The sequence below is a fragment of the Chryseobacterium sp. TB1-D10 genome, assembly GCF_059803555.1.
This window is the reverse complement of sequence record NZ_JAPFHB010000005.1, coordinates 271,983-295,504: the sequence shown is the minus strand read 5'-3', so window position 1 is coordinate 295,504 and position 23,522 is coordinate 271,983. Positions and strand designations below refer to the sequence as shown.

General features: G+C 35.0%; 18 protein-coding genes and 1 tRNA gene. 10 read left to right on the top strand and 9 right to left on the bottom strand.

From position 1 onward, the window contains the following. Positions 1-2: 2 nt before the first annotated feature. The 3 genes from OPU68_RS09205 to OPU68_RS09195 form a co-directional block, all read right to left on the bottom strand. Positions 3-75 (bottom strand) — tRNA-Phe (locus OPU68_RS09205). Between the two features lie 94 nt (positions 76-169). Next, on the bottom strand, positions 170-2,014 hold the full coding sequence (locus OPU68_RS09200; RefSeq protein WP_498473686.1) for a bifunctional lysophospholipid acyltransferase family protein/GNAT family N-acetyltransferase: 1,845 nt from the start codon (positions 2,012-2,014) through the stop codon (positions 170-172). A 7-nt stretch (positions 2,015-2,021) separates the two neighbouring features. Beyond that, positions 2,022-3,260 (bottom strand): aspartate kinase, encoded by a 1,239-nt coding sequence (locus OPU68_RS09195; protein ID WP_498473685.1) that lies wholly within the window; start codon positions 3,258-3,260, stop codon positions 2,022-2,024. A 240-nt stretch (positions 3,261-3,500) separates the two neighbouring features. Here OPU68_RS09195 and fbp point away from each other — a divergent pair, with 240 nt between their 5' ends. The 10 genes from fbp to OPU68_RS09145 all read left to right on the top strand — a co-directional run bounded on the left by fbp (position 3,501) and on the right by OPU68_RS09145 (position 16,676). Then, positions 3,501-4,520 (top strand): class 1 fructose-bisphosphatase, encoded by a 1,020-nt coding sequence (gene fbp / locus OPU68_RS09190; protein WP_498473684.1) that lies wholly within the window; start codon positions 3,501-3,503, stop codon positions 4,518-4,520. Positions 4,521-4,580: 60 nt separating this feature from the next. Continuing rightward, the gene (locus OPU68_RS09185; protein WP_498473683.1) at positions 4,581-5,588 is read left to right on the top strand and encodes an o-succinylbenzoate synthase; all 1,008 of its coding nucleotides are present in this window, start codon (positions 4,581-4,583) and stop codon (positions 5,586-5,588) included. Between the two features lie 103 nt (positions 5,589-5,691). After that, a complete protein-coding gene (locus tag OPU68_RS09180; RefSeq protein ID WP_498473682.1) occupies positions 5,692-8,073 on the top strand; it encodes a M1 family metallopeptidase in 2,382 nt (793 codons plus the stop codon). A gap of 4 nt (positions 8,074-8,077) precedes the next feature. Further along, entirely contained in the window at positions 8,078-8,452 is a 375-nt protein-coding gene (locus OPU68_RS09175) for a hypothetical protein (protein ID WP_498473681.1), read from the top strand. Positions 8,453-8,539: 87 nt separating this feature from the next. Next, on the top strand, positions 8,540-9,253 hold the full coding sequence (locus OPU68_RS09170) for a DUF3108 domain-containing protein (protein WP_498473680.1): 714 nt from the start codon (positions 8,540-8,542) through the stop codon (positions 9,251-9,253). Between the two features lie 180 nt (positions 9,254-9,433). Next, positions 9,434-9,712: a co-chaperone GroES gene (locus OPU68_RS09165; RefSeq protein WP_034977079.1), complete on the top strand. Its 279-nt coding sequence runs from the start codon at positions 9,434-9,436 to the stop codon at positions 9,710-9,712. A 101-nt stretch (positions 9,713-9,813) separates the two neighbouring features. Then, positions 9,814-11,436 carry a chaperonin GroEL gene (gene groL / locus OPU68_RS09160; RefSeq protein WP_498473679.1) on the top strand — a complete coding sequence of 541 codons (1,623 nt, stop codon included), beginning with the start codon at positions 9,814-9,816 and terminating at the stop codon, positions 11,434-11,436. 155 nt (positions 11,437-11,591) lie between these two features. Next, on the top strand, positions 11,592-13,661 hold the full coding sequence (locus OPU68_RS09155; RefSeq protein ID WP_498473678.1) for a M48 family metallopeptidase: 2,070 nt from the start codon (positions 11,592-11,594) through the stop codon (positions 13,659-13,661). A 311-nt stretch (positions 13,662-13,972) separates the two neighbouring features. Then, entirely contained in the window at positions 13,973-14,545 is a 573-nt protein-coding gene (locus OPU68_RS09150) for a hypothetical protein (protein ID WP_498473677.1), read from the top strand. Positions 14,546-14,555: 10 nt separating this feature from the next. Then, on the top strand, positions 14,556-16,676 hold the full coding sequence (locus tag OPU68_RS09145) for a cation:proton antiporter (protein WP_498473676.1): 2,121 nt from the start codon (positions 14,556-14,558) through the stop codon (positions 16,674-16,676). A gap of 79 nt (positions 16,677-16,755) precedes the next feature. Here OPU68_RS09145 and OPU68_RS09140 read toward each other — a convergent pair whose 3' ends face one another. From OPU68_RS09140 to OPU68_RS09115, 6 genes are all read right to left on the bottom strand, one after another. Beyond that, the gene (locus OPU68_RS09140) at positions 16,756-17,124 is read right to left on the bottom strand and encodes a septal ring lytic transglycosylase RlpA family protein (protein WP_379964980.1); all 369 of its coding nucleotides are present in this window, start codon (positions 17,122-17,124) and stop codon (positions 16,756-16,758) included. A gap of 516 nt (positions 17,125-17,640) precedes the next feature. Then, entirely contained in the window at positions 17,641-18,942 is a 1,302-nt protein-coding gene (gene rimO, locus OPU68_RS09135; RefSeq protein WP_498473675.1) for a 30S ribosomal protein S12 methylthiotransferase RimO, read from the bottom strand. Positions 18,943-19,030: 88 nt separating this feature from the next. Next, positions 19,031-20,422, bottom strand: coding sequence for an exopolysaccharide biosynthesis polyprenyl glycosylphosphotransferase (locus OPU68_RS09130; RefSeq protein WP_498473674.1), 1,392 nt, complete (start codon positions 20,420-20,422; stop codon positions 19,031-19,033). Positions 20,423-20,541: 119 nt separating this feature from the next. Beyond that, positions 20,542-21,087 (bottom strand): dTDP-4-dehydrorhamnose 3,5-epimerase, encoded by a 546-nt coding sequence (gene rfbC / locus OPU68_RS09125; protein WP_498473673.1) that lies wholly within the window; start codon positions 21,085-21,087, stop codon positions 20,542-20,544. Positions 21,088-21,105: 18 nt separating this feature from the next. Next, positions 21,106-21,543: an adenylyltransferase/cytidyltransferase family protein gene (locus OPU68_RS09120; protein ID WP_498473672.1), complete on the bottom strand. Its 438-nt coding sequence runs from the start codon at positions 21,541-21,543 to the stop codon at positions 21,106-21,108. A 57-nt stretch (positions 21,544-21,600) separates the two neighbouring features. Beyond that, complete coding sequence (locus OPU68_RS09115) at positions 21,601-23,511, bottom strand: right-handed parallel beta-helix repeat-containing protein (protein WP_498473671.1); 1,911 nt, start codon at positions 23,509-23,511, stop codon at positions 21,601-21,603. Positions 23,512-23,522 lie beyond the last annotated feature (11 nt).

Here is a 23,522-nt window from a genome sequence, read left to right as displayed (position 1 = left end):
TGTGGTTTCTCCAGGGATCGAACCAGGGACACATGGATTTTCAATCCATTGCTCTACCAACTGAGCTAAGAAACCATCACTCGCATTATTATTTTGAGTGGTGCAAAAATATATTCTTTATCCTTACGATGCAAATTATATTGAAAATTAGTCAATATTTGTTTGAAAATTACTGATTTTCAGACGATTTTTTTTCAGTTTGTGCCTTGAAAAAATCACTTAGCTCTTCTAAAACAGGTTTTATGGTATCTTCCGGGAGATCACTGATTCGGATATACATCAATCCATCAATCGCATCATTGAAGTTTGGATCTACGTTGAAGGCAATCATTTTTGCATTCTGCTTGATGTATTTTTTGATCAGAACCGGCAATCTCAATTCAGGTTCCAAATCATCAATAATTTTATCCAATTTATTAAGATCGGCATCTATATCTTCAAAAAACAAAGCTTTGTCACGCTCTTTCATTACAACCTTGAATTCATTTTTCGGATGAATATACTGCGCAACAGCAGAATCGTAATAATGTGAACGCATAAACTCGATCATCAAGGATTTCGAAAATTCTGAAAATTTATTGCTGATACTCACGCCACCCATTAGGAATTTGTGTTCCGGATTTCTTAAGCAAACGTGCACAATTCCTCTCCAAAGTAGGAATAACGGAAAAGGTTTCTGCTGATATTCTACGTAAACATAAGCTCTTCCCATCTCAATAACTTTTCGGAAAAACGGCTGCAACTCGGGATCATATTCGAAAAGAGAACTGGTGTAGAAGCCATCGATTCCAAATTTTTTCATAACCTCTGCACCCAACGCCATCCTGTAAGCACCAACCAGTTTTTTTCCGGCGTTATCCCACATAAAAAGATGGTGATAATGGTTGTCGTACTCATCCAGGTCGAATGGCAGGTTTGTACCCTCTCCTATTGCCCGGAACGTAAGTTCCCTCTGGCGACCGATTTCCCTCATTATAAATGGAATCTCTGCAGATGTGGTGAAAAAAACATCATAATCTCCGTGGGAAAAAAGTTTTTTGTTTTCTGTGCTTTTAAGTGTATTTATCTCACTTTCAATATCCTCTGTTGGTGTTTCGTCTATAATGTTCTGAACAATATTATTTTGCTTCACCAATGGATTTTTCAGTGCCATATTGGGCAGTTTCAGTTTTTCAGTAATGCTTTTTCTTCTTTCATAGTAAGACTTCAGCATATACACTTTATTGTAAAGGTAATCGCCCAGCTCCTCGATGCTTTCCTCTTCCTGCATTTGCTTCACAGAGATCGCTTTACCAATTCTGATTCTGATTGGCTGGTCTCTTTTTCGCATCATTTCCGTTGGCAGCATTAAGGTTTGCAAATCCGGATGCAGTTTCGCAAGATTGTAAAAAACCTTACTGTTTGTTGCGTGGAAATACATCGGAACTACAGGAACTTTCGCTTTTTTAATAATCTTAAGCGCTGTTTTGCCCCAAGGTCTGTCCAGAACTTCGCCGTATTCATTGTTTTTATTTGACACTTCGCCAGCCGGGAAGATGCCTAAACATCGACCTTCCGACAAATGCCTGAATGTTTCCCTCATTCCAGACGAACTGCTGTACGCGTCTTTTCTTTCCTCAAAAGGATTTACCGAGATCACAAAAGGATCCATTGGTTTTATCTTAGAAAGTAGGAAATTGCCCATCACTTTGAAATCCGGGCGGACACGCAGAATTATTTTACACATTAATATGCCGTCCAATGCGCCAAGCGGATGATTGGATACGATAATAAATGGACCTGTCTTAGGAATTTTCGCAAGATCTTCTTCGAAGACAATGTAACTCAGTTCTTGTTCTCTCACAAACTCATCAAAAAACTCTACACCTTTCGTATGAATCAGTTTATCATATAGTGCATTGACTTCATTTATTTTTGTGAGATTCATGATCGCCGAGGCAACTGGTCTCTTTAGAAAACCAATTTTGTCGAGTCCGGCTGCTTTTATCAAGTCTTCTTTGGAAATTAAGCTCATAGTTTTTTTACATGGTTACCATTTGGAAGGTTTTTTTGGAAATCTGTTCCAACAGTACTTTTTTGTCTTTATAGAATTTCTCCAGCTTATCCAATTCTGCATTTCTAACGGTAAACAATGATACATTTTTTGTCATTTGAGTAATGAAACTCTGCTGCAATTCTTCATTAAATTCATTCGCTGTTCCGAATTTATCTTCCAAACATAAAGCTAATGAAATTGCTGAATTCTGCATCAAGGAAACTTTAATTTTATATTTTGCCAGCAATGTAAAGATCAAACTCATGTGATCCTCGGCTATGAAAGAGAAATCTCGCGTTTCTACATTCAGTAAGGTTTGATTTTCCTTTAGGATGTAACTTTCTATGGATTCATTTTCTGTTGAATTTCCAACCTTAGTTCCCGGTTCTTTTGGTTCAATGAAGGATTTTACAAAAAACGGAATATTCTTCTGTTTAAGTGGCTGTAAAGTTTTTGGGTGAATGACAGATGCGCCGTAATACGCCATCTCAATAGCTTCTTCGTAAGAAATGAAAGACAATAGCTCAACATTATCAAATTTCCTGGGATCACCAGTCATCACTCCAGGAACATCTTTCCAGATCGTCATCTCGTCTGCATTCAGACAATATGCGAAAATTGCTGCTGTGTAATCTGAACCTTCTCTTCCTAAAGTGACAGTGAAATTATTACTTTCCGAACCTATAAATCCTTGAGTAACGTAGCAATTTATTTTGTCAAGTTTGGAAATATTTTGTTCTGTTTCTTGCCAGTTGACGATTCCTTCTCTGTAATTGCTGTCGGTTTTAATATAATCTCTTGCATCCAGCCAATGGTTAAAAAACTGAATATCATTGAGATACTCGCTTAATATTTTGGAAGAAATCATTTCGCCACAACTTACAACCTGATCATAAACGAAATTGTAATTCGGTGATTTGTTTCTTCTCAAAAAGGAATCAATATCATCAAAAAATAATGAAATCTCGCCAAAAACCGGATGGTTTTCTGAAAATAAACCTTTGGCAATATCGATGTGATTTTTCTTTATCAGTTCAATTTCCTGCTGATAATCCTGTTTCTTGAAATAATATTCCACCACTTTTTCCAAAGCATTCGTCGTTTTTCCCATTGCGGAAACCACCAGCAGACATTTTTCAAAACCCTGAGTTTCCAGAACCAAGGCCACATTTTTCACACCTTCAGCATCTTTTACAGATGCGCCACCAAATTTGTAAACTTTCATTTAGATTTTAGCTTTTTTAGAACAAGCTCTTTTTAATATTAATATTAGATAGATTTTTACCAAGATCCAAAATTATTAATAATGAATGAAATATGAAAATTGACTTTGACTTTTATAATGCCTCATTGTGAAACATTAAACCATATTAATCTATATTATGATAAGTATTATGAATTAATGGTAAATTTTGTTTTATTTAATTAAAAATTATGATAGTTTTGTAATCCAGAAAATAATGATATGTCAAAACAGGCTTTACAGACTTTAGGAGAATTCATCATCGATAAACAGGATGATTTCAAGTATTCCACAGGGGAACTTTCCCGTCTCATCAGCTCTATTAGAATTGCCACAAAAATCGTAAACCGGGAAGTGAACAAAGCCGGAATTGCAGACATCATCGGCAACGTCGGAAATATGAATATCCAAGGCGAAGATCAGCAAAAACTGGATGTTCTGGCTAATGATATTTTCATCGCCGCGCTTTCTCAACGTGAAGTAGTTTGCGGAATTGCATCGGAAGAAAGTGATGATTTCATAGAAGTAAAATGTACAGAAAATGCACACCTTAGTAAATACGTTGTATTAATCGATCCTTTGGACGGTTCTTCCAACATCGATGTGAATGTTTCTGTAGGAACCATTTTTTCTATTTACAGAAGAGTTTCCGATCCTGGAAGTCCGGTGGAATTAAGAGATTTTTTGCAAAAAGGAGTGAATCAGGTTGCTGCGGGTTACGTAGTGTACGGTTCTTCCACAATGATTGTTTACACGACTGGGAATGGTGTGAACGGATTTACTTTGGATCCATCCATAGGAACTTATTATTTATCTCACGAGAATATCAAATTCCCGACTTCGGGAAAAATCTATTCCATTAATGAAGGAAATTACATCAAATTCCCTCAAGGTGTGAAAGATTACATCAAATATTGTCAGAAAGAAGAAGGCGACAGACCTTACACTTCTCGATACATCGGATCTTTGGTTTCCGATTTTCACAGAAATATGCTGAAAGGCGGCATCTATATTTATCCTCAGACTTCACACTCTCCAAATGGAAAATTGAGATTGCTTTACGAAGCCAATCCAATGGCGTTTTTGGCAGAACAGGCAGGCGGAAAATGCAGTGACGGTTTCAAAAGAATTATGGAAATCGAGCCTACAGAACTTCATCAGCGGGTACCGTTTTTCTGCGGAAGCGCTGCGATGGTAACCAAGGCCGAAGAATTTATGGCAAAAGCTGTGAGTAAAAATTAAGATTAAAATTTTAAATCATATTAAAGACCGATTTGTTCGGTCTTTTTTTATTTTTGTAGAATGAAAACCGCAATATTCAACCAATATATTCTCAACTTCAAACAGCCAAGCGGAACTTCGCGAGGTGTTTTGAATACCAAAGAAACTTATTTTATCGAAATCTCGGAAGATGACAAAAAAGGCGTTGGAGAATGTGCACTTTTCCGGGGTTTAAGTTTTGATGATGATGAAGATTATGAAGAAACTTTGGATTGGGCTTGTAAAAATATCAATTTGAGTTTGGAGGAATTGCAGGAAGAACTCATCAATCATCCATCGATTATTTTTGGGATTGAGCAGGCTTTGGCAAATCTTAATCAGGAAAAAGATATTTATTTCCCGAGCGATTTTACAGAAGGAAAGGATTTCATAAAAATTAATGGTTTGATCTGGATGGGAAACGCCGAATTTATGCAATCTCAAATAGAAGAGAAACTTAAAAATAATTTCACTTGCATCAAACTGAAAATCGGTGTTGATTGGGATTCTGAAAAAGAAGTCATCAAATCAATCAGGAAAAAATTTCCGAAAGATCAGATTGAACTTCGTGTGGATGCAAATGGTGCATTTTCTCCGGAACAGGCAAAACTCGTTTTAGAAGAATTGGCAGAATTACAAATCCATTCCATCGAACAACCAATAACTGCAGCAAACTGGAAAGCGATGGCTGAACTTTGCAAAAATACACCGACTCCGATTGCTTTGGATGAAGAATTAATTGGTGTTTTAAATGTTGAATCAAAAAAAGACCTTATTAAAGAAATCAAACCTCAATATATTATCTTAAAACCTAGTTTGGTTGGCGGATTTTCCGGTTCTGATGAATGGATTGATCTTGCAGAAAAAAACAATATTAATTGGTGGATCACTTCTGCTCTGGAAAGCAATATCGGTCTCAATGCGATTGCACAATACACTTACACCAAAAAAAATCCGATGCCACAAGGTTTGGGAACTGGTGGTCTATTCACTAATAACTTTCCAAGTTCTTTAATTTTAAAAGGAGAAAATCTGTGGTTTAAAAATTAAGTTTAGTAAAAAATTACCAATAATCGTTTTCGATTTCAATATATTAGTAACTATTTCCTAAATTTGATGACACGTCTATTTATTAGTCATTAATTTTTCGGAAATGAAATTAAAAGTTTTAGGTCTTCTCTTCGCTAGTGTTTTTATTAATGCTCAAAATATCCAGAATAATCCCGGTAGCAATCACGGAAATAAGTTTGAACAATTAGGAACAATTCTTCCGACACCCAATACTTATAGAACCGCTTCCGGCGCACCTGGAAATCAGTATTGGCAGCAACGTGCAGATTATGACATTTCTGCATATCTGGATGAAGACAAAAGAAACTTAAAAGGTTCCGAAACCATCACTTACTATAATAATTCTCCCGACGAACTGGAATATCTCTGGCTTCAATTGGATGAAAATCAGCAATCTTCAGTTAAAAATGCAGATTACCCATCTTCTTCTACACTTGGGAAAACTTCGTCCATTGATAAATTAAGACCTTCCGAAGTTCCTTTAAAAGATAATGGCTACGGCGTAAATCTTGAAAAAGTAACCGATTCAAAAGGTTCTCCTGTCAAATATGTCATTAACAAAACGATGATGAGAATTGATTTAGCAAAACCTTTGAAAGCTGGAGAAAAATTCACATTCAAAGTAGATTGGAATTATAACATCCCAAACCGTATGGAACGAGGAGGTCGTGGTGGTTACGAAAATTTCCCGGAAGACGGCAATGACCTTTATACAATGACGCAATGGTATCCTAGAATGTGTGTTTACAGTGACTTTCACGGCTGGCAGAATCATCAGTTTACAGGTCGTGGAGAGTTTGCTTTGGTTTTTGGAAACTTTAAAGTTTCTATGAATGTTCCAGCGGATCACATCATTGGCGGAACTGGTGTTTGCAAAAATTATGACCAAGTTTTGACTTCGGCTCAATTAGCAAGATACAGACAAGCTGAAAATTCTAATGAGCCGATTGAGATCGTAACGCTTGACGAAGCTAAAAAAGCAGAGAAAAATAAATCTAAGGAAAGAAAAACGTGGAAATTCGAGGCAGAGAATGTGCGTGATTTCGCTTGGGGTTCATCAAGAAAATTCGTTTGGGACGGAATGCGCGTGACGATTCCTGAAAACAATAATAAAGTAATGGCGATGAGTTTCTATGGAAAAGAAGCTTACGGACTTTACAGAAAATTCTCTACAAAAGCGGTTGCTCACACGATTAAAACTTACTCTGAATTCACAATTCCTTATCCATATCCTGTTGCGCAATCTGTAGAAGCTTCAAACGGTATGGAATATCCAATGATCTGTTTCAATTACGGTCGTACGGAAAAAGACGGAACATATTCTGAAGCGATTAAAAACGGAATGTTAGGTGTTATTATTCATGAAGTTGGTCACAACTTTTTTCCTATGATCATCAATTCTGACGAGAGACAATGGTCATGGATGGATGAAGGTCTTAATACATTTGTAGAATATCTTACTGAAGAAAAATGGGATAATAAATTCCCTTCCAAACGTGGACCAGCGTGGACGATTGTTGATTATATGAAACTTTCAAAAGACGAATTGGAACCAATTATGACTAATTCAGAAAATATTGCTCGTTTTGGACCGAATGCTTACTCAAAACCTGCAACAGGGCTGAATATTCTTCGTGAAACCATTATGGGCAGAGAACTTTTTGATAAAGCTTTCAAAACTTACGCGCAAAGATGGGCGTTTCGCCATCCTGAGCCGGCAGATCTTTTCAGAACAATGGAAGATGCAAGCGGTGAAGATTTGGATTGGTTTTGGAGAGGTTGGTTCTACAGCACAGATCCTGTAGATATTGCGATTGACAAAGTAACTGTTGCCGTTCCAGATTATGATGCGATTCCAAAAGAAGCCAAAGAAACCAAATATAAAACTGATGCGCCACTTCTAAATGAGTTTGAAGATATTTCTAAAATCAGAAACAGAGATGAAAAAATCAAATTCTATGTTGACGGCGATAAAGACGTTCAGGATTTCTATTACAAATATGACAGAGGACAGGAAAAAGTGGACACTTCTAAAGAATATGTTTTAAAATCTTTAGGTTCTGAAAAATTATCAGCTCAGGAAAAAACAATTGGAATTAATAAAAACATCACAGCTTATCAAATCGATTTTACGAACAAAGGCGGATTGGTAATGCCGATCATTTTAGAATTGACTTTTGAAGATGGAACTAAATTGAAGGACAAAATCAATGTTCAGATCTGGAGAGCTAATGAGCAAAAGGTTTCGAAAACTTATTATCTTGATAAAAAACTGAAATCCATCCAACTTGATCCAATGAAAGAAACGGCGGATATTGATACTTCAAACAATTTCTGGGCAGCAACTTCATCCACAGAAGCGCCTACGAAATTCCAGGTTTTCAAACAGGCACAAAAAGAAACGGCAAGAGGCGGCGCAAGCGGAAAAGTAAATCCAATGCAGGCTGCAGGAAAGAAAAATTAATAAAATGAATCATAGCACCATTCAAATATTATTTTACACAGCCCTGGTTTTCGGACTTGGCGGCGGTGCATTTGTATTGATTTGGTGGGCAAAAAAGATCTGGAAGAGATATTACAAAAGCGTAACTAATGATCAAGTAATTATCATCAGCGCCGTATCTATGAAAGCATTTATTTATATGCTTCCGGGAATCTTACTTTTTATATTAATGAATATTCCGTTGATGTATCTTGGAAGTTTATTGAAAAAAGAAGATTACTGCAAAGAAATCATCAGAGTAAATAAAGGCATCAAAAAAGACGATCCATTCATCAAAGAAAGGTGTGATTGTCTGGATGTAGATGAATTATTTGAAAATGCTTTGAAAGAAGAAAATTAGAATATGATTTTAATTTCATTCTGCCTGTAAAAAGTAAACAGTTCACTGTAACTATATCATATTCGGCACTACTTATTATTAAAAATTATGAGAACATTTCTTATCCTTTTAGTAATTGGTAGTGCCAATTTTTTTTCTGCACAAAACCTACTTTCACCTTCCAATATTAAGCTTGATTCAAAATACATTCAGGATGAATCATCAGAAGTAAGCTGGACTATGGAAAATGCAGGAAAAAAAATAGAAATTGGAAAAGTAACAACCGAACTGAAAAAATTAAATAAGAAAGATCTTTTGGTAAAAACAACCGTCAAAATGAAACAAGCGCCTGAAGCTTGGGTTGATTCTACAATTATCAAGATTTCAGATTTCCAGCCGGTTTATCATTCTTCCTTTAATTCTATGAGAAATATGTCGCTTACATTTGGTGAAAATAAAGTGACCGGGTATTATCTAGATAAGAAAACTCAGAAAAAAGCTCTTATCAATGAAGTGACAAATTCTCCTTATTTTGACAGTAACAGTTATCCCGCATTAATTCGGTTCTTGCCTTTGAATGAAAATTACAAAACAGAAATCTCTATCTTTGATTATAATCCGACAGCAAAAAAAGGTGTTATCAAAGCTTATATCGAAAAGGTTGAAAAAGGCGAATACAATGGTAAAAAAGTCTGGATTGTAAAAACTACTGATGATATTCAGGACAGAAAAACGGAGAGCGCTTATTATATTGATTCAATTACAAGGAAAGTCATTAAGCAGGAAATAAATGCAGGTGGAAGAAAGATGATAATGGAATAAATAGAATCATCAATATAAGTTTACCCAACCGGTAAACTTTTTTTTCTGCCAAAATTTCAGTATTGAAATAAAAATCTGCCAAATCGAACAATCAACCCACAACTATCGACCGTCATCAACGTTGGCACATTCTTGGAGATGTAGGAATCAGAATAAACATTAAAAAAATCAAATATAATTATGTCAGTAAATTTCAAACCATTAGCGGACAGAGTTTTGGTAGAACCAACACCTGCAGAAACTAAAACAGCATCAGGAATCATCATCCCGGACACTGCAAAAGAAAAACCTCAGGAAGGAACAGTTGTAGCAGTTGGTCCAGGTAAAGTAGATGAGCCAACCACTGTAAAAGTTGGTGACAAAGTGCTTTATGGAAAATATTCAGGAACAGAACTTAAGTTTGAAGGGAAAGATTATCTTATCGTGAAAGAAGGCGATCTTTTAGGAATTATTGGGTAACAAATTTGTAAAAAGTAAAAGGTATTCACGTAAAATGAATTGATTTTCGTGGATATAAAATTCATTAATACATTGTACAAAGTACATTAATACGACAAAAAATGGCAAAAGAAATTAAATTCGATATTGAATCAAGAGACGCTTTGAAAAGAGGTGTTGACGCATTGGCAAATGCAGTTAAAGTAACTTTAGGACCAAAAGGTAGAAATGTTGTCATCGAAAAATCTTTCGGTGCACCACACGTTACCAAAGATGGTGTAACGGTTGCAAAAGAAATCGAACTGGAAGACAGAGTAGAAAATATGGGTGCTCAAATGGTGAAAGAAGTGGCTTCTAAAACCAATGACATCGCTGGAGATGGTACTACTACCGCTACAGTTCTTGCTCAGGCTATCGTAAGAGAAGGTCTTAAAAACGTTGCTGCTGGTGCAAATCCAATGGACCTGAAAAGAGGAATAGACAAAGCTGTTTTGGCAGTGGTTGAAAACCTTAAATCTCAGTCTCAGGAAGTGGGGAACAATTCAGAAAAAATCAAACAAGTGGCTTCTATCTCTGCAAACAATGACGATACGATCGGTTCATTGATCGCTGAAGCTTTTGGAAAAGTAGGGAAAGAAGGCGTGATCACTGTTGAAGAAGCAAAAGGAACGGATACAACTGTAGATGTTGTAGAAGGAATGCAGTTTGACAGAGGTTTCCAGTCTCCATATTTCGTGACAAATCCTGAGAAAATGGTAGTTGAATTGGAAAATCCTTACATCTTATTAGTTGAGAAAAAAATCTCTTCTATGAAAGAATTATTGCCAGTTCTTGAACCGGTTGCTCAAGGTGGAAAATCATTATTAATTATCTCTGAAGAAGTTGAAGGTGAAGCTTTGGCTACTTTGGTAGTGAACAAATTGAGAGGTTCTCTTAAAATTGCGGCTGTGAAGGCACCAGGATTTGGTGACAGAAGAAAAGCAATGTTGGAAGATATCGCAATATTGACAGGCGGAACTGTGATCTCTGAAGAAAGAGGTTTCAATATGGAAAACATTACCATCGATATGTTGGGAACTGCTGAGAAAGTAGTGATCGACAAAGACAATACAACACTTGTAAACGGTGGTGGTGAAGAAGCTCAGATCAAAGGAAGAGTTTCTCAAATCAAAGCTCAGATGGAAACGACTACTTCTGAATATGACAAGGAGAAACTACAAGAAAGACTGGCTAAATTAGCTGGTGGTGTTGCTGTACTTTACGTAGGTGCTGCGTCTGAAGTAGAAATGAAAGAGAAAAAAGACAGAGTTGACGATGCCTTGCACGCAACCAGAGCTGCAGTTGAGGAAGGAATTGTTGCCGGTGGTGGTGTTGCTTTGGTAAGAGCGGTTTCTGCCCTAAACTTCGAAGGTGCTAATGCTGACGAAACAACAGGTATCAAAATCATCAAAAGAGCGATCGAAGAGCCATTGAGACAAATCGTGACAAATGCTGGAGGCGAAGGTTCTGTAATCGTTGCGAAAGTGGCGGAAGGAACTGGAGATTTCGGTTACAACGCAAAAACCGACGAGTATGTGAATATGCTTGAAGCTGGAATCATCGATCCAACTAAAGTAACAAGAGTTGCTTTGGAAAACGCAGCTTCTGTTTCTGGAATGCTACTTACAACTGAATGTGTAATCACTGAAGTGAAAAGCAACGAACCTGCAATGCCAATGGGCGGCGGAATGCCAGGAATGATGTAACGATCAGCGATCGAAGCAAATATAAATTAAACCGTTCAGATTTTTCTGAGCGGTTTTTTTATGGATTTACTTTTTATTAAAATTAATATCAAATTATTCAGAAATTTTAAATGGTTTTTATATTTTTAATTCAAAATTAATAACCAACCAGATTTATGCTAATCCAAACCTCAGCAGATTTTAAGAAGAAGAGCAAAGCCGCTATTTTCTCTATCATTCTATTCATCATCGTTTATATTTTACTTTTCATTGCTGCGATTGCCTTAACGGCTGCGTGCATTTCAGGTGGAATTTTCTTAATCACGGCAAAACCAATGTTTTTTACCTTGATGATTGGTCTTGGAATGGCGATTTTCGGAATTCTGATTTTCTATTTCTTGATTAAATTCCTTTTCAAAAAACACATCAATGACAGAAGTTATCTTACGGAAATTAAACAAAAAGACGAACCTGAACTTTTCGCAATGATCAGCGAACTTGTAAAGGAAACCGGAACAGATTTTCCTAAAAAGGTGTACTTGTCTTACGATGTGAACGCGAGCGTTTTTTATGATTCTACATTTTGGAGTATGTTTTTGCCCATCAAGAAAAATCTGACGATCGGAATTGGACTTGTCAACGTTTGTACAAAACAGGAATTAAAGGCAATTCTCGCACACGAATTCGGACATTTTTCCCAAAGATCTATGAAAGTTGGAAGTTATGTTTATAACGTAAATCAGATTATTTTTAATCTCGTGAATGACGATGAATCTTACAGAAATACGATTCAAAGTTTGTCCAACGCAAGTGGTTATTTCGCAATTTTCGCAGGTTTGGCGATGAAGTTTACGCAAGGTATTCAATGGATTCTTGCCAAGATGTATTCTTTCGTTAACATCAGACATTTAGCACTTTCCCGGGAAATGGAATTCCACGCAGATGAAGTTTCGGCCAATATCACCGGATCACTGGCTTTGGAAGAATCGCTTTTGAGGCTGGACTTGGCTGATAATTCTTATAATAATGTCCTTAGTTTCTATGAAAATAAAATCAAGGAAAACAAAGCCAGCAAAAATATTTACAAAGAACAGAGTTTTGTAATGGGATTTTTGGCAAAAGAAAGTGATCTGGAAAACAAATACGATCTGCCTGTTGTAAAACTGGAAGAAGCGGGGCTTTTCAACAAATCAAAATTGGTTATTGAGAATCAGTGGGCATCGCATCCTTCAACAGAAGAGAGAGTTATCCGTCTGAGACAATTGAATATTCAGAAGAATGCAGACAATCTGCCGGCAAAATTTCTTTTCAAAAACTTTGAAGAAATAGAAGAAAAACTGACCACAAAATTATTTTCGAATGTTCAATATGACAGTGAAAAATCCAATCTGGAATTTGATCATTTCAAAGAAGAATTTGAAGCGAATTACAACAAAGACACTTTTGATAAGATTTTCAATAATTATTATGATAATAAAAATCCTGATAAATTTGATATTGAAACGACTTTGCCTACCAATGAAAATTTAACTTTTGACCAACTTTTCGGAAAAGAAAAAATCGAAATTGCCTACAATCTGATTGCTCTTCAAAATGATAAAAGCACCATAGAAGCGATTTCTAAAAAGGAATTGGACATCAAAACTTTCGATTACGATGGAACCAAATATAAAGCTATCGATGCCAAAAAAATAATCCCAACTTTGGAAAAAGAAATCAAAGCTCTGGAAAAGGAAGTCACGGAGAATGATATTAATATTTACCACTACTTTCTGAATCTTGCGAAAGCCCAAAATCTGGAATCCGATTTCACAAAACATTATTCCGACTTTACAGAGTGCCAGGCAAGCTACGAAAACCAATTCCAATTGTACATTGATCTCAGTGATGCATTTGCCTTCGTAAGTGTGACTACACCTTTTGACCAGATTGCGAAGAATTTCAAAAACAATATTCCTTTGGAAGCAAAACTGAAAGAGGCTTTGAAAAGCATTCTGAAAAATCCACTTCTGGAAAACGAAATCAATGAGGAAAGCAGAAAAGATTTGGATTATTACGCTAATTATACGATGATATATTTTAGCAACAACGAGTATTTTGACAAAAATCTGCAACAGTTATTTTTCGCCATCAACAGTTATCAGTATTACATTGGGAGGAATTATTTTCTTTTGAAGAAAAAGCTTCTGGATCAAATGTCGAGTTTGGAAAAAAACAAAAAACACGCTGAGGTTTCTTCATTTTAAAATCTTTAACCGCTCAATTATTCTGAGCGGTTTTTTTGAATTTTTCTCTCTGAATATTCTTGATTCCGGAAATTTGCAAAATCACATCAGCCTTTCTTCTTCTTTGGGAACCAAGTCAAAAGATTATTTAAATAAGTTTCAAACAGAAATAATTCAGGGAAAACTAAAATCCATCAAGCACAAGATTGATTTTAAAAATTTAAAAAAAAGTATCAGAAAAGCAATTTTTCTAAACCCACAGCTTGTTAGACTGACCAAATCAACAGTTTTATTATTTTTTCGCTATCTTGAGATTCCTAAAATATCAGTATATGCAGAGATTTACGAAGTTATTATTTTTATTGAGTGTGCCAGTTTTAATATTTTCCTGCAAAGAGAACGAAAGGGAAAAGCAATTGGATGCCCGCGAAAAAATCCTGTCAGAAAAAGAAAACATCTTCGCTCAAAAAGAATCCGAATTCCAAGCTTTGCTGAAAATGCGAGACAGTTTGTTTGTAAAAACAAAAGATTCTGTCATTGCTCCAACTTGGCCAGCCGAAATTCTTGGAAAATGGAACGGAAAAGTGATCTGTACAGAATCCACCTGCTCAGATTACGTAATCGGTGACCAAAGAACGGATGTCTGGGAATTTGTCAATGATTCTCTGCAAACCTCGGTCAATGTGTACAGTAATAATAATCTAGTAAGAACTTACGCTGGAAAATTGGAAAACAACGAGATCAAACTCAATTTCAAAACCGATTCTACTGCAGCTAAACTTGTTGATATGAATATTCTTCTCAATGAAATTTCGCCAGGCAAGATCCGCGGAAAAAGAACGATTTCTGTAAACAATAACTGCTCTGCTTCATTTTCTGTAGAATTGATCCGTTCATTAAAATAAAAACACACAAATGCTTTTAAGTATTCACAACCTCAGTCTTCCACTGGAAGATCCCGTTCTGAAATTTTTGGTGGTTCTCATCATCATTCTCAGTGCACCATTATTACTCAACAAAATCAAAGTTCCTCATCTTTTGGGACTCATCATCGCCGGAGCTGTCATTGGACCAAATGGTTTTAATGTTCTCTCGCGGGACAGCAGTATTGTGGTGACTGGAACAACCGGCTTACTCTATATAATGTTTCTTGCAGGACTGGAAATTGATATGGGCGATTTCAAAAAGAACAAATGGAAAAGTCTGACGTTTGGAATTTACACTTTTATTGTTCCCTTTGTTTTAGGCTTTGTGGGATCATATTACCTTTTAGGATTTTCATTACTGACTTCCGTTTTATTTGCCAGTTTATTTTCTTCTCATACATTAATTGCATATCCTTTAGTAAGTAAATTAGGTGTTGCGAAGAATCTCGCCGTAAACATTACAGTTGGCGGAACTATGATTACCGATATTTTAGCATTATTGGTTTTGGCTGTGGTTGTCGGCATGTCGCAAGGCGACGTTGGCAGCGAGTTTTGGATTAAACTTTCCGCTTCCGTTCTGGCTTTTGGATTGGTCGTTTTATTAATATTTCCCATTATTGGCCGATGGTTTTTCAAAAAAGTTGATGACAAGATTTCGCAGTACATTTTTGTTTTGGTAATGATTTACCTGGCTGCACTTTTGGCTGAATTAGCCGGTGTTGAAGCAATTATCGGAGCGTTCCTGGCAGGATTAGCTTTGAACCGATTGATTCCGCACACTTCTTCTTTGATGAATCGGGTTGAGTTTGTCGGCAACGCGATTTTCATTCCTTTCTTTTTGATAAGCGTCGGGATGTTGATCGATTTCAAAGTGTTTTTTAAAAGTTGGGAAACTATTCAGGTTGCAGCCGTGATGTTAGTCGCTTCAATCCTGGGAAAATATGTTGCGGCAGTTCTTACTCAGAAAACATTTAAACTGACCAAACACGAAGGGAAATTAATTTTCGGATTGAGTTCCGCTTCTGCTGCTGCCACATTAGCTTCAGTAATGGTAGGTTATAACATTATTCTTTCTGAAAGCGAATCGGGTGAACCTGTCAGATTACTAAACGAACATGTTTTGAACGGAAGTATTTTATTAATTCTAATTTCCTGTACGATTTCCTCATTCATATCAATGTCAAGTGCAGAGAAGATCGCGGAAGCTGAAAATGAAGATACACTGAAAGGAGATAATCACGAGCAGGAAAATATTCTTCTGGCGCTTAATTATGAAGGAATGGTTGATAAGACTGTAAACCTTGGGTTGTTGGTGAAAAATCATTCTAATACGGAAAACATGTTAGGTCTGAATGTCATTAATGAAGATAAAAATGATTCGTCAACCAAAAATGCCGAGAAAATCCTGAATTACGCTGTCAACACCGCCTCGGCAGCTGACGTTGTATTAAAACCTTTGACCCGGTATGATAATGATGTAATTAATGGAATTAATAATGTCGTTAAAGAACAGAAAATCACAGATTTGATTATCGGTCTGGAAGATGAAAAAGGATTCTCCGCTTCTTTTGCCGATAATCTTTACAATGGTTATCTGCAGAATGATGATATTAATATCTTGGTTTACCACGCTGCACAACCGCTTTCAACAGTAAAGAGGTACTTGGTTATGATTCCGGAGAATGCACATTTGGAATCCGGATTCTTCCATTCGTTAGCGAGAGTCTGGAATATTGGGAAAAATTCTGGTGCTGTACTGAGTTTTTATGCGCCTGAAAATATTATTAATGTTTTAAAGAAAATCATCAGGAAAGTCAATATCGAAGCGGATTTTATTATTACCAGTTCTTGGGCAGATGCAGAGAAGCAAGCTGAAAATATTAAAGATAATGAAGGTTTGATTTTGATCTTAGCTAAACGCGGAATGATCTCCTACTTTCCAAAGATGCGCTACATTCCGGATTTCCTCAATACCCATTTGCAAAACAAGAATTATCTTCTCATCTATCCATATTCCAAAACAGACGAAAACGATGCTGAAATCCGATCTGTGAGGAATCACGATGACTTTGTAGAGATAGGAAATATCATCAAGAAAATATTCAGCTAAGATTTTTCATTAAATTATTTAAGCCATAAAAAAAGCCATCCAGATCGGATGGCTTTTAAACTTTAAAATAAGTTGAATTTTAGTCGATAATTTCATATTCGATTGCGATTGTACCTTTTCTGGTGTCGCCTATCGAATCAAATGCAGCTTTCGAGAGATCAAAGGCTCTGGATGAGTGGTATGGTCCTCTGTCGTTAACTCTAACTACAACGCTTTTCCCGGAGATCAAATTAGTAATTTTTACTTCTGTCCCAAAAGGAAGTGTTTTATTAGCAGCGGTAAGTTCTTTGTTACTGAAAATTTCTCCGCTTGCTGTTTTCCTACCGTTAAACTTATCGTGGTAGAACGATGCAAAACTTGTTTTAGCATCTGTGGCATAACTCTTGAAAGAATAAATACCAAGTGTGGAAATCATCATTATGACTACAAGAAGAATTCTTTTTATCATGTTGAATTTTTATTGGTTTTGACTCCGCAAAGATACCTGTAATCACTTTCCGAACCTCACTTTCTGCCTGTTCAGGCTGTTTATCGACTAAAAACGAAATTTCTACTCTCCGCATCCACTTCCAGTAAGGAGATCGCGGGATTTGTTAAAAAAAGTTAATTTTTATGCATTTTTGTTAATTAAAGAGGTAGAATAATTTTCTGAATTTAAACCTAACCAATTGATAATCAATAAAATTTAAATATTTATAATTTTTAATAAATTTCATATTAATCATTATTAAGTTATTTTTAGCAAAAATATTGTAATAATGAATGCCAAATTTGTATATTAAAATTATATTAACACAATATCAATATGAAATTGATAAAATTATAATAAAAATTGCGATACAAGAACTTTAATTTCACATAAAATATTGACAATCAATCCATTATTAAAAATGATCTAAAATATTAACATAAAAATGAAAAAAGTCTCCATATATGAAGGCTTGTTTATGATATAAAATTGTGGTTATACTAATTCTCCGATTAAATCGTAATCTTCTGCTGAAGTAATTTTTACGTTTGCGAATTCTCCAATAGAGATATAAACATCTTTAGCAGGAACCAAAACTGTATTATCTACGTCAGGAGAATCGTACTCTGTTCTGCCGACAAAATAATCGCCTTCTTTTCTGTCAAAAATACACTTGAAGGTTTTCCCAATTTTTTCCTGATTTTTCTCCCAGGAAATCTGCTGTTGGATTTCCATAATCTGCTCTACTCTATTCTGCTTTACTTCGTCTGGAATAATGTCGTCCAAGACATAGGCAGTTGTATTTTCCTCGTGGGAATAGGTAAAACAACCCAATCGGTCAAACCTCTGATCTCTCACCCATTGTTTAAGTTCTTCGAATTTATCTTCTGTTTCGCCCGGGAAACCAACGATCAATGTTGTTCTGATTGCCATATCCGGAACTTTCTCACGGAATTTGTCAAGAAGTGCGTTTGTTTTTTCGAAAGTCGTTCCACGTTTCATCGCTTTCAACAATTCGGTGTTGATGTGCTGAAGCGGAATATCAATATAGTTACAAATTTTGGGCTCGTTTCTTATAATATCAAGAACATCCTCCGGGAAACCTGTAGGAAAAGCGTAATGAAGCCTGATCCACTCGATGCCTTCTACTTTTATAAGTTCCTGAAGTAATTCTCCTAAAGCTCTCTTTTTATAAATATCAAGTCCGTAGAAAGTCAAATCCTGAGCGATCAAGATTAATTCTTTCACCCCTTTCTTGGCTAATTTTTGAGTTTCGATGACTAATTTTTCGATAGGTGTAGAAATGTGATTTCCTCTCATCAGCGGGATTGCGCAGAAAGAACAAGGACGATCGCAACCTTCAGAAATCTTTAGGTAAGCGTAATGTTTTGGTGTGGTTGTCAATCTCTCGCCTACCAATTCATGTTTGTAATCGGCACCTAGATGCTTTAATAAAATAGGAAGATCTCTGGTCCCGAAATACTGATCTACATCTGGGATCTCACGAATCAAATCCGGTTTGTATCTTTCTGACAAACAACCGGTAACGAATACTTTTTCTACAAGACCCTGGTTTTTGAGATCAACATACTCCAGAATCGTATTGATGCTTTCTTCCTTTGCATTATCTATAAATCCGCAGGTATTGATCACGACAATGTCTCCTTTTTCCTCGTGCACCACTTTTTTGCCGTTTGCTTCCAGCTGACCCATCAGAACTTCTGAGTCATAGACGTTTTTGGAACATCCTAGGGTTACAATATTTATTTTTTTCTTACCTGTTGATTTTGTACGCATTAATAAAAATTTGAGGTTGCAAATTTAGTGATAAAAAAAAGAACCATAATTTGGTTCTCCATATTTATATTATCTTTAAACAAGACCATTAGTAAGCTTGTTCATCTCCTTTTATAATATTATAAAATGTAAGAAAGACAATTTTCAGATCCAGAAAGAAGGACCAGTTCTGAATATACCAGATATCTTTTTCGATTCTTTTTTCCATGTCTTTATCAGAAAAAATCTCTCCGCGAGAGCCCATTACCTGAGCCCAACCAGTGATTCCCGGTTTTACGATATGGCGCAGCATATATTTTTTGGTAATTTTTGAATATTGATTGGTTTGGGAAAGCATATGCGGTCGTGGACCTACGACTGACATATTCCCAATAAGCACATTAAAGAATTGAGGAAGCTCATCTATGCTTGTTGCTCTCATGAACTTACCAAATTTTGTAATCCGGCTGTCTCCTTTTTTTGCAGTGAGATAATCTGCATGGCTATTGACAGCCATACTTCTGAACTTGATGCAGTTAAAAGGTTCGTTTTTGATTCCGGATCTTTTCTGAAGGAAGAATACGGAGCCTTCACTTTCCAGCTTAATGATAATTGCAACAATCGGGAGAAGCCAGGAAAGAATAAAAATGATAACAAACAGTGAAAAACCAATATCAAAGAATCTTTTGAAAAACTGATTCTCCGGATTACTTAATGGCTCCTTCATCAATTTCAGGAAAGGCACTCCCTGAATAATATCAAAGGAATGTGGTCCCATATTGATGTATTTGAAATCCGGAACGATATAAATCCTAACCATTTTATGTTCCGCCACATGGACGATCTCGTTATAGAGATCTTCGTCTATGGAGTCATCGCAAAGAATAATATTATCTATTTTTTTATTTTCCAGATCATCCAGAAGCTTATTGATATCTCCTAAATATTTTCCTTTTTCAGTCGTGCTTGCTAATGAATAAAACCCCCTAATGCCCATAGAAGATCTAATCTCCTCATTAGATAATATCGTTTTTGAAAAATTATTTTCGCCGATTAGGATGGTATTGACAGAATTAAGTTTCCTATTGATTTTGATTCTGTATCTCTTCCTGATTAGAAAAATTATGATTCTCCCAAAAACCATCATAGATGTAACAGAAAGCAAATACTTAACTGTAAACCAAATACTTATAGATTTTGAATAAATTAATGTATTATAAAAAAAGAAGAAAACAATAAATATTGATAAAGCTTTGAATAACGAACTGAACTGTTTTGCTGAATCTTTGTAGTAAGTATCTTCATACAAATTTACCAGTTTTGAAATGATATACCAGGAAAAATTCAGAATTAACAATTGGGGTTTGTAATCTGGCTCAATTACATTAATTTCTGTAGGACTAATAAAAAAATTAATCCCTAAAAGAAAGAAAATATTGATAATTATATAATCCCCAAATACAAGGTACTTGGTTAATTTTTTCAAGAAATAAAAAGGCATATTCTAAAAATATGAAGTATAAATTTTTAATTTCATCAGCTAAATTTGAATTTCACACTGATAATTAATGTTTAATTCAAATATAACATTATTTAACTAATGTAATCTACAAATATAAATTAAAAATTATGATCAGAAAACTTTGTAAGTATTGCATCTTTTTCAGATAGAATAATATCGTCTAAAGGGAGTTGCCAGTCTATATTAATATCCTTGTCACTCCAAAGCACTCCTCCTTCTGACTCTTTATTGTAAAAATTGTCGCATTTGTATGCAAAAATTGCAGTTTCACTCAGAACAGAAAATCCGTGCCCAAAACCTCTTGGCACATATAGTTGTAATTTGTTTTCTGGAGTCAACTCTATACCAAACCACTTTCCAAAAGTTGAAGAATCTCTTCTTAAATCTACAGCAACATCAAAAACTTTACCTTCCAGACAGGAAACCAGTTTAGCCTGTGCATGTTCTCCTTTTTGAAGATGCAGCCCTCTCAGAACTCCATAAGACGATTTGGAAATATTATCCTGAACAAAGTGTCCATTAAGCCCTGTAGCTTCTTCAAATTTTTTCTCGTTGTATTTTTCAAAAAAGTAACCCCTGTCGTCTTCAAAAACTGTTGGTTCTATTATATAGCAATCATTTAGTGGAGTCGATTTTATTTTCATCTGAGAATGTTGGTTTGATTATTTGTTTAGTTTAACTAATTCCTGTTCAAAAACCGCCTTTTTTAAAGCAGAACTAGAAAATCTATGATCGCGTTTATTAAAATAAATCTGGATTCCTTTCATCTCACAATATTCTTTTCCGGTAAAATTTTTGTCTCTGTAATCATCACCAATGATTCTGACATCAATTACAAATGATTTCAAAATATCCATCAGGTCTTCTTCTGTATTGTACGGAATAATCTCATCTACCGAACGGCAAGCTTTGAGCTGGATGTAACGTTCCACAACTGATTGTGTGGGCTTATTTTTGTTTGGTCTGTCTATGGTTGGATCCATTTGTAATCCTACTATTAAGTAATCACAAACGGTTTTGGCTTCTTCCAGCATTTTGATATGACCCGCATGCAGCAAATCGAATGCGGAAAATGTAATACCAATTTTTTCTGTTTTCATATCGTTAGTTTTGTATAACAAAAGTATGAAAAAATATCATTTATTCAATTTTCTATTTCAGTAGATACCAGTTTTGGAAAAATCTATCATTTTAAAATTTATTTTTTTCGCAGCACTTTTATTTGTTATTTTATAATAGTTATCTTTCTTTTTTAAACCTGGATCTATATGGAGACCAGACAATTCCGGAAGTATGATTGTGTTTTTTCCGTCCGTTGAGTAGTAGATATTGTTTATACTGTTTTTCTTTACATTTAACCAGTTTGATGCAAAAAAATTATTATTGTGATGGACAATTATATTATTTTTAAAATCAAAAGAATTATGATCTTCAATCCTTGTAGCTTGTAATTCTGCTAAACCATTAAATGCAAAAATATTATTTCTTATAATATTATTTTCACCAAAATGCTGATGAAATCCAGAGCTCTTGCAATTATAAACTAAATTATTTTCTATCAGGATATTACTTGAACCTTCATCAGTGTAAATGCCCCATCCACCATAATTCTTGCTATTTACATCGTGAATAACATTATTTTTTATGACTGTTCCATTTGAGACTCCCAAGGTATATATCCCGCCCATGTCATCTAAAGTACCTTTTCCTATATCATATATGTGATTATAGGATATCATATTGTTTTTTGATAAACTTTTACCGTATCCCCAGACCCAGCCTACAGAGATACCTGTATAACTAAAATCAGATATATCATTATGAGAAATAGTGTTTGAAAAAGCATTAATAATATTTACGGGAACTGCATCATTATATAATAATCCGCCTTTTTTTATAATATTATTATCAAATATAATATTGTTCACTGTATTTGTTTCTGATGAATAATTTATATTTCCAATTTTCACAGCACCAGCACCTAAATCGGAAAAATCAGAATCTGAAATGTTAATATTTTCACAGCCTTCTTGAAACCAAAAAGTATAATTGCTAAAATTTTTGAATTTTAAATTTTTGAATTTTAAATTAGAACTATATTTCAAATCAAAAGCAGCAGGAACTTCTACTGCTGCCTGATAAGGAAAATAACCATCTTTTTTTAATCCACTACCTACAGTATTGAAGGACAAATTACGGAATTCAATATAGCTTAATTTATTATTTACATTGCCATTACCTATAAGGAACTGATTTATGGCTGGGACTACAACTATTGAAGATGATGGGTCTTCTGACGAAACCGGATTGTATATAATCTTTTTATTTTCTAAGTACCACTCACCTTCCTCTAGGTTTTTTTTAATATTATTTATTTTAAATAATGTTTCATTGGGAATAATCTTATAAACATCGGGGAGTGAAATATTTTTTATTATGATTGAACTACTGCTATAGTCATGAACATCGATATATTTGATCAAATTAGTCCATTTAACATAAACAGTTATTATCGTATTTTTGACACCAGCTTGAGAAGATTGGTTTAAAATTTCATTCAACTCTGAGGGGATTTTAATAATTATTGTATTGTCTTTATAATCCACTTGGGGAATTGTTATAAAACCATGTTTTGGATATTTAGAATAGCTTCTTGCAACTCCATTGACTGTAATAAAATTCATAACCCCATCCGGAACATTGAACTGAGAAAGATCTATTTCCCAATATTTTGTGTTTGGATTTAGGATTGGTTTTGTTTTTTTTCCTCCAAAAAAAACCGGAATGTTTTTGGAGTTACCTATTATTTGAATTTTATTGCTACTATTTCGAGTGTGTTTACTGTCTAAAATCAACGGTTTATCAACAAAATAATCTCCGGAATCTACATTTATAATTACTGGATTTTTTTCATTTTTAATAGCAATATCCAGTGCTGCCTGTAAGGAATATATAGGATTATCTTTTGTACCATTGTTGGCATCATTTCCATTTGCTGAGACATAAATGTTCTGAGTAAAGAAACAGGAATAAATCATGGAAATGGCAAGTAATATAAGTTTTTTCATACTTTAGTTAA

Excerpts from the sequence above, each read along its gene's own strand:
- OPU68_RS09145 (WP_498473676.1), top strand. The coding sequence starts at position 14,556 with ATGCTTTTAAGTATTCACAACCTCAGTCTTCCACTGGAAGATCCCGTT.
- OPU68_RS09130 (WP_498473674.1), bottom strand. The coding sequence starts at position 20,422 with ATGCCTTTTTATTTCTTGAAAAAATTAACCAAGTACCTTGTATTTGGG.
- groL (WP_498473679.1), top strand. The coding sequence starts at position 9,814 with ATGGCAAAAGAAATTAAATTCGATATTGAATCAAGAGACGCTTTGAAA.
- OPU68_RS09155 (WP_498473678.1), top strand. The coding sequence starts at position 11,592 with ATGCTAATCCAAACCTCAGCAGATTTTAAGAAGAAGAGCAAAGCCGCT.
- OPU68_RS09115 (WP_498473671.1), bottom strand. The coding sequence starts at position 23,511 with ATGAAAAAACTTATATTACTTGCCATTTCCATGATTTATTCCTGTTTC.
- fbp (WP_498473684.1), top strand. The coding sequence starts at position 3,501 with ATGTCAAAACAGGCTTTACAGACTTTAGGAGAATTCATCATCGATAAA.
- OPU68_RS09140 (WP_379964980.1), bottom strand. The coding sequence starts at position 17,124 with ATGATAAAAAGAATTCTTCTTGTAGTCATAATGATGATTTCCACACTT.
- OPU68_RS09150 (WP_498473677.1), top strand. The coding sequence starts at position 13,973 with ATGCAGAGATTTACGAAGTTATTATTTTTATTGAGTGTGCCAGTTTTA.
- OPU68_RS09175 (WP_498473681.1), top strand. The coding sequence starts at position 8,078 with ATGAATCATAGCACCATTCAAATATTATTTTACACAGCCCTGGTTTTC.
- OPU68_RS09200 (WP_498473686.1), bottom strand. The coding sequence starts at position 2,014 with ATGAGCTTAATTTCCAAAGAAGACTTGATAAAAGCAGCCGGACTCGAC.
- OPU68_RS09185 (WP_498473683.1), top strand. The coding sequence starts at position 4,581 with ATGAAAACCGCAATATTCAACCAATATATTCTCAACTTCAAACAGCCA.
- rimO (WP_498473675.1), bottom strand. The coding sequence starts at position 18,942 with ATGCGTACAAAATCAACAGGTAAGAAAAAAATAAATATTGTAACCCTA.
- OPU68_RS09170 (WP_498473680.1), top strand. The coding sequence starts at position 8,540 with ATGAGAACATTTCTTATCCTTTTAGTAATTGGTAGTGCCAATTTTTTT.
- OPU68_RS09180 (WP_498473682.1), top strand. The coding sequence starts at position 5,692 with ATGAAATTAAAAGTTTTAGGTCTTCTCTTCGCTAGTGTTTTTATTAAT.
- rfbC (WP_498473673.1), bottom strand. The coding sequence starts at position 21,087 with ATGAAAATAAAATCGACTCCACTAAATGATTGCTATATAATAGAACCA.
- OPU68_RS09165 (WP_034977079.1), top strand. The coding sequence starts at position 9,434 with ATGTCAGTAAATTTCAAACCATTAGCGGACAGAGTTTTGGTAGAACCA.
- OPU68_RS09120 (WP_498473672.1), bottom strand. The coding sequence starts at position 21,543 with ATGAAAACAGAAAAAATTGGTATTACATTTTCCGCATTCGATTTGCTG.
- OPU68_RS09195 (WP_498473685.1), bottom strand. The coding sequence starts at position 3,260 with ATGAAAGTTTACAAATTTGGTGGCGCATCTGTAAAAGATGCTGAAGGT.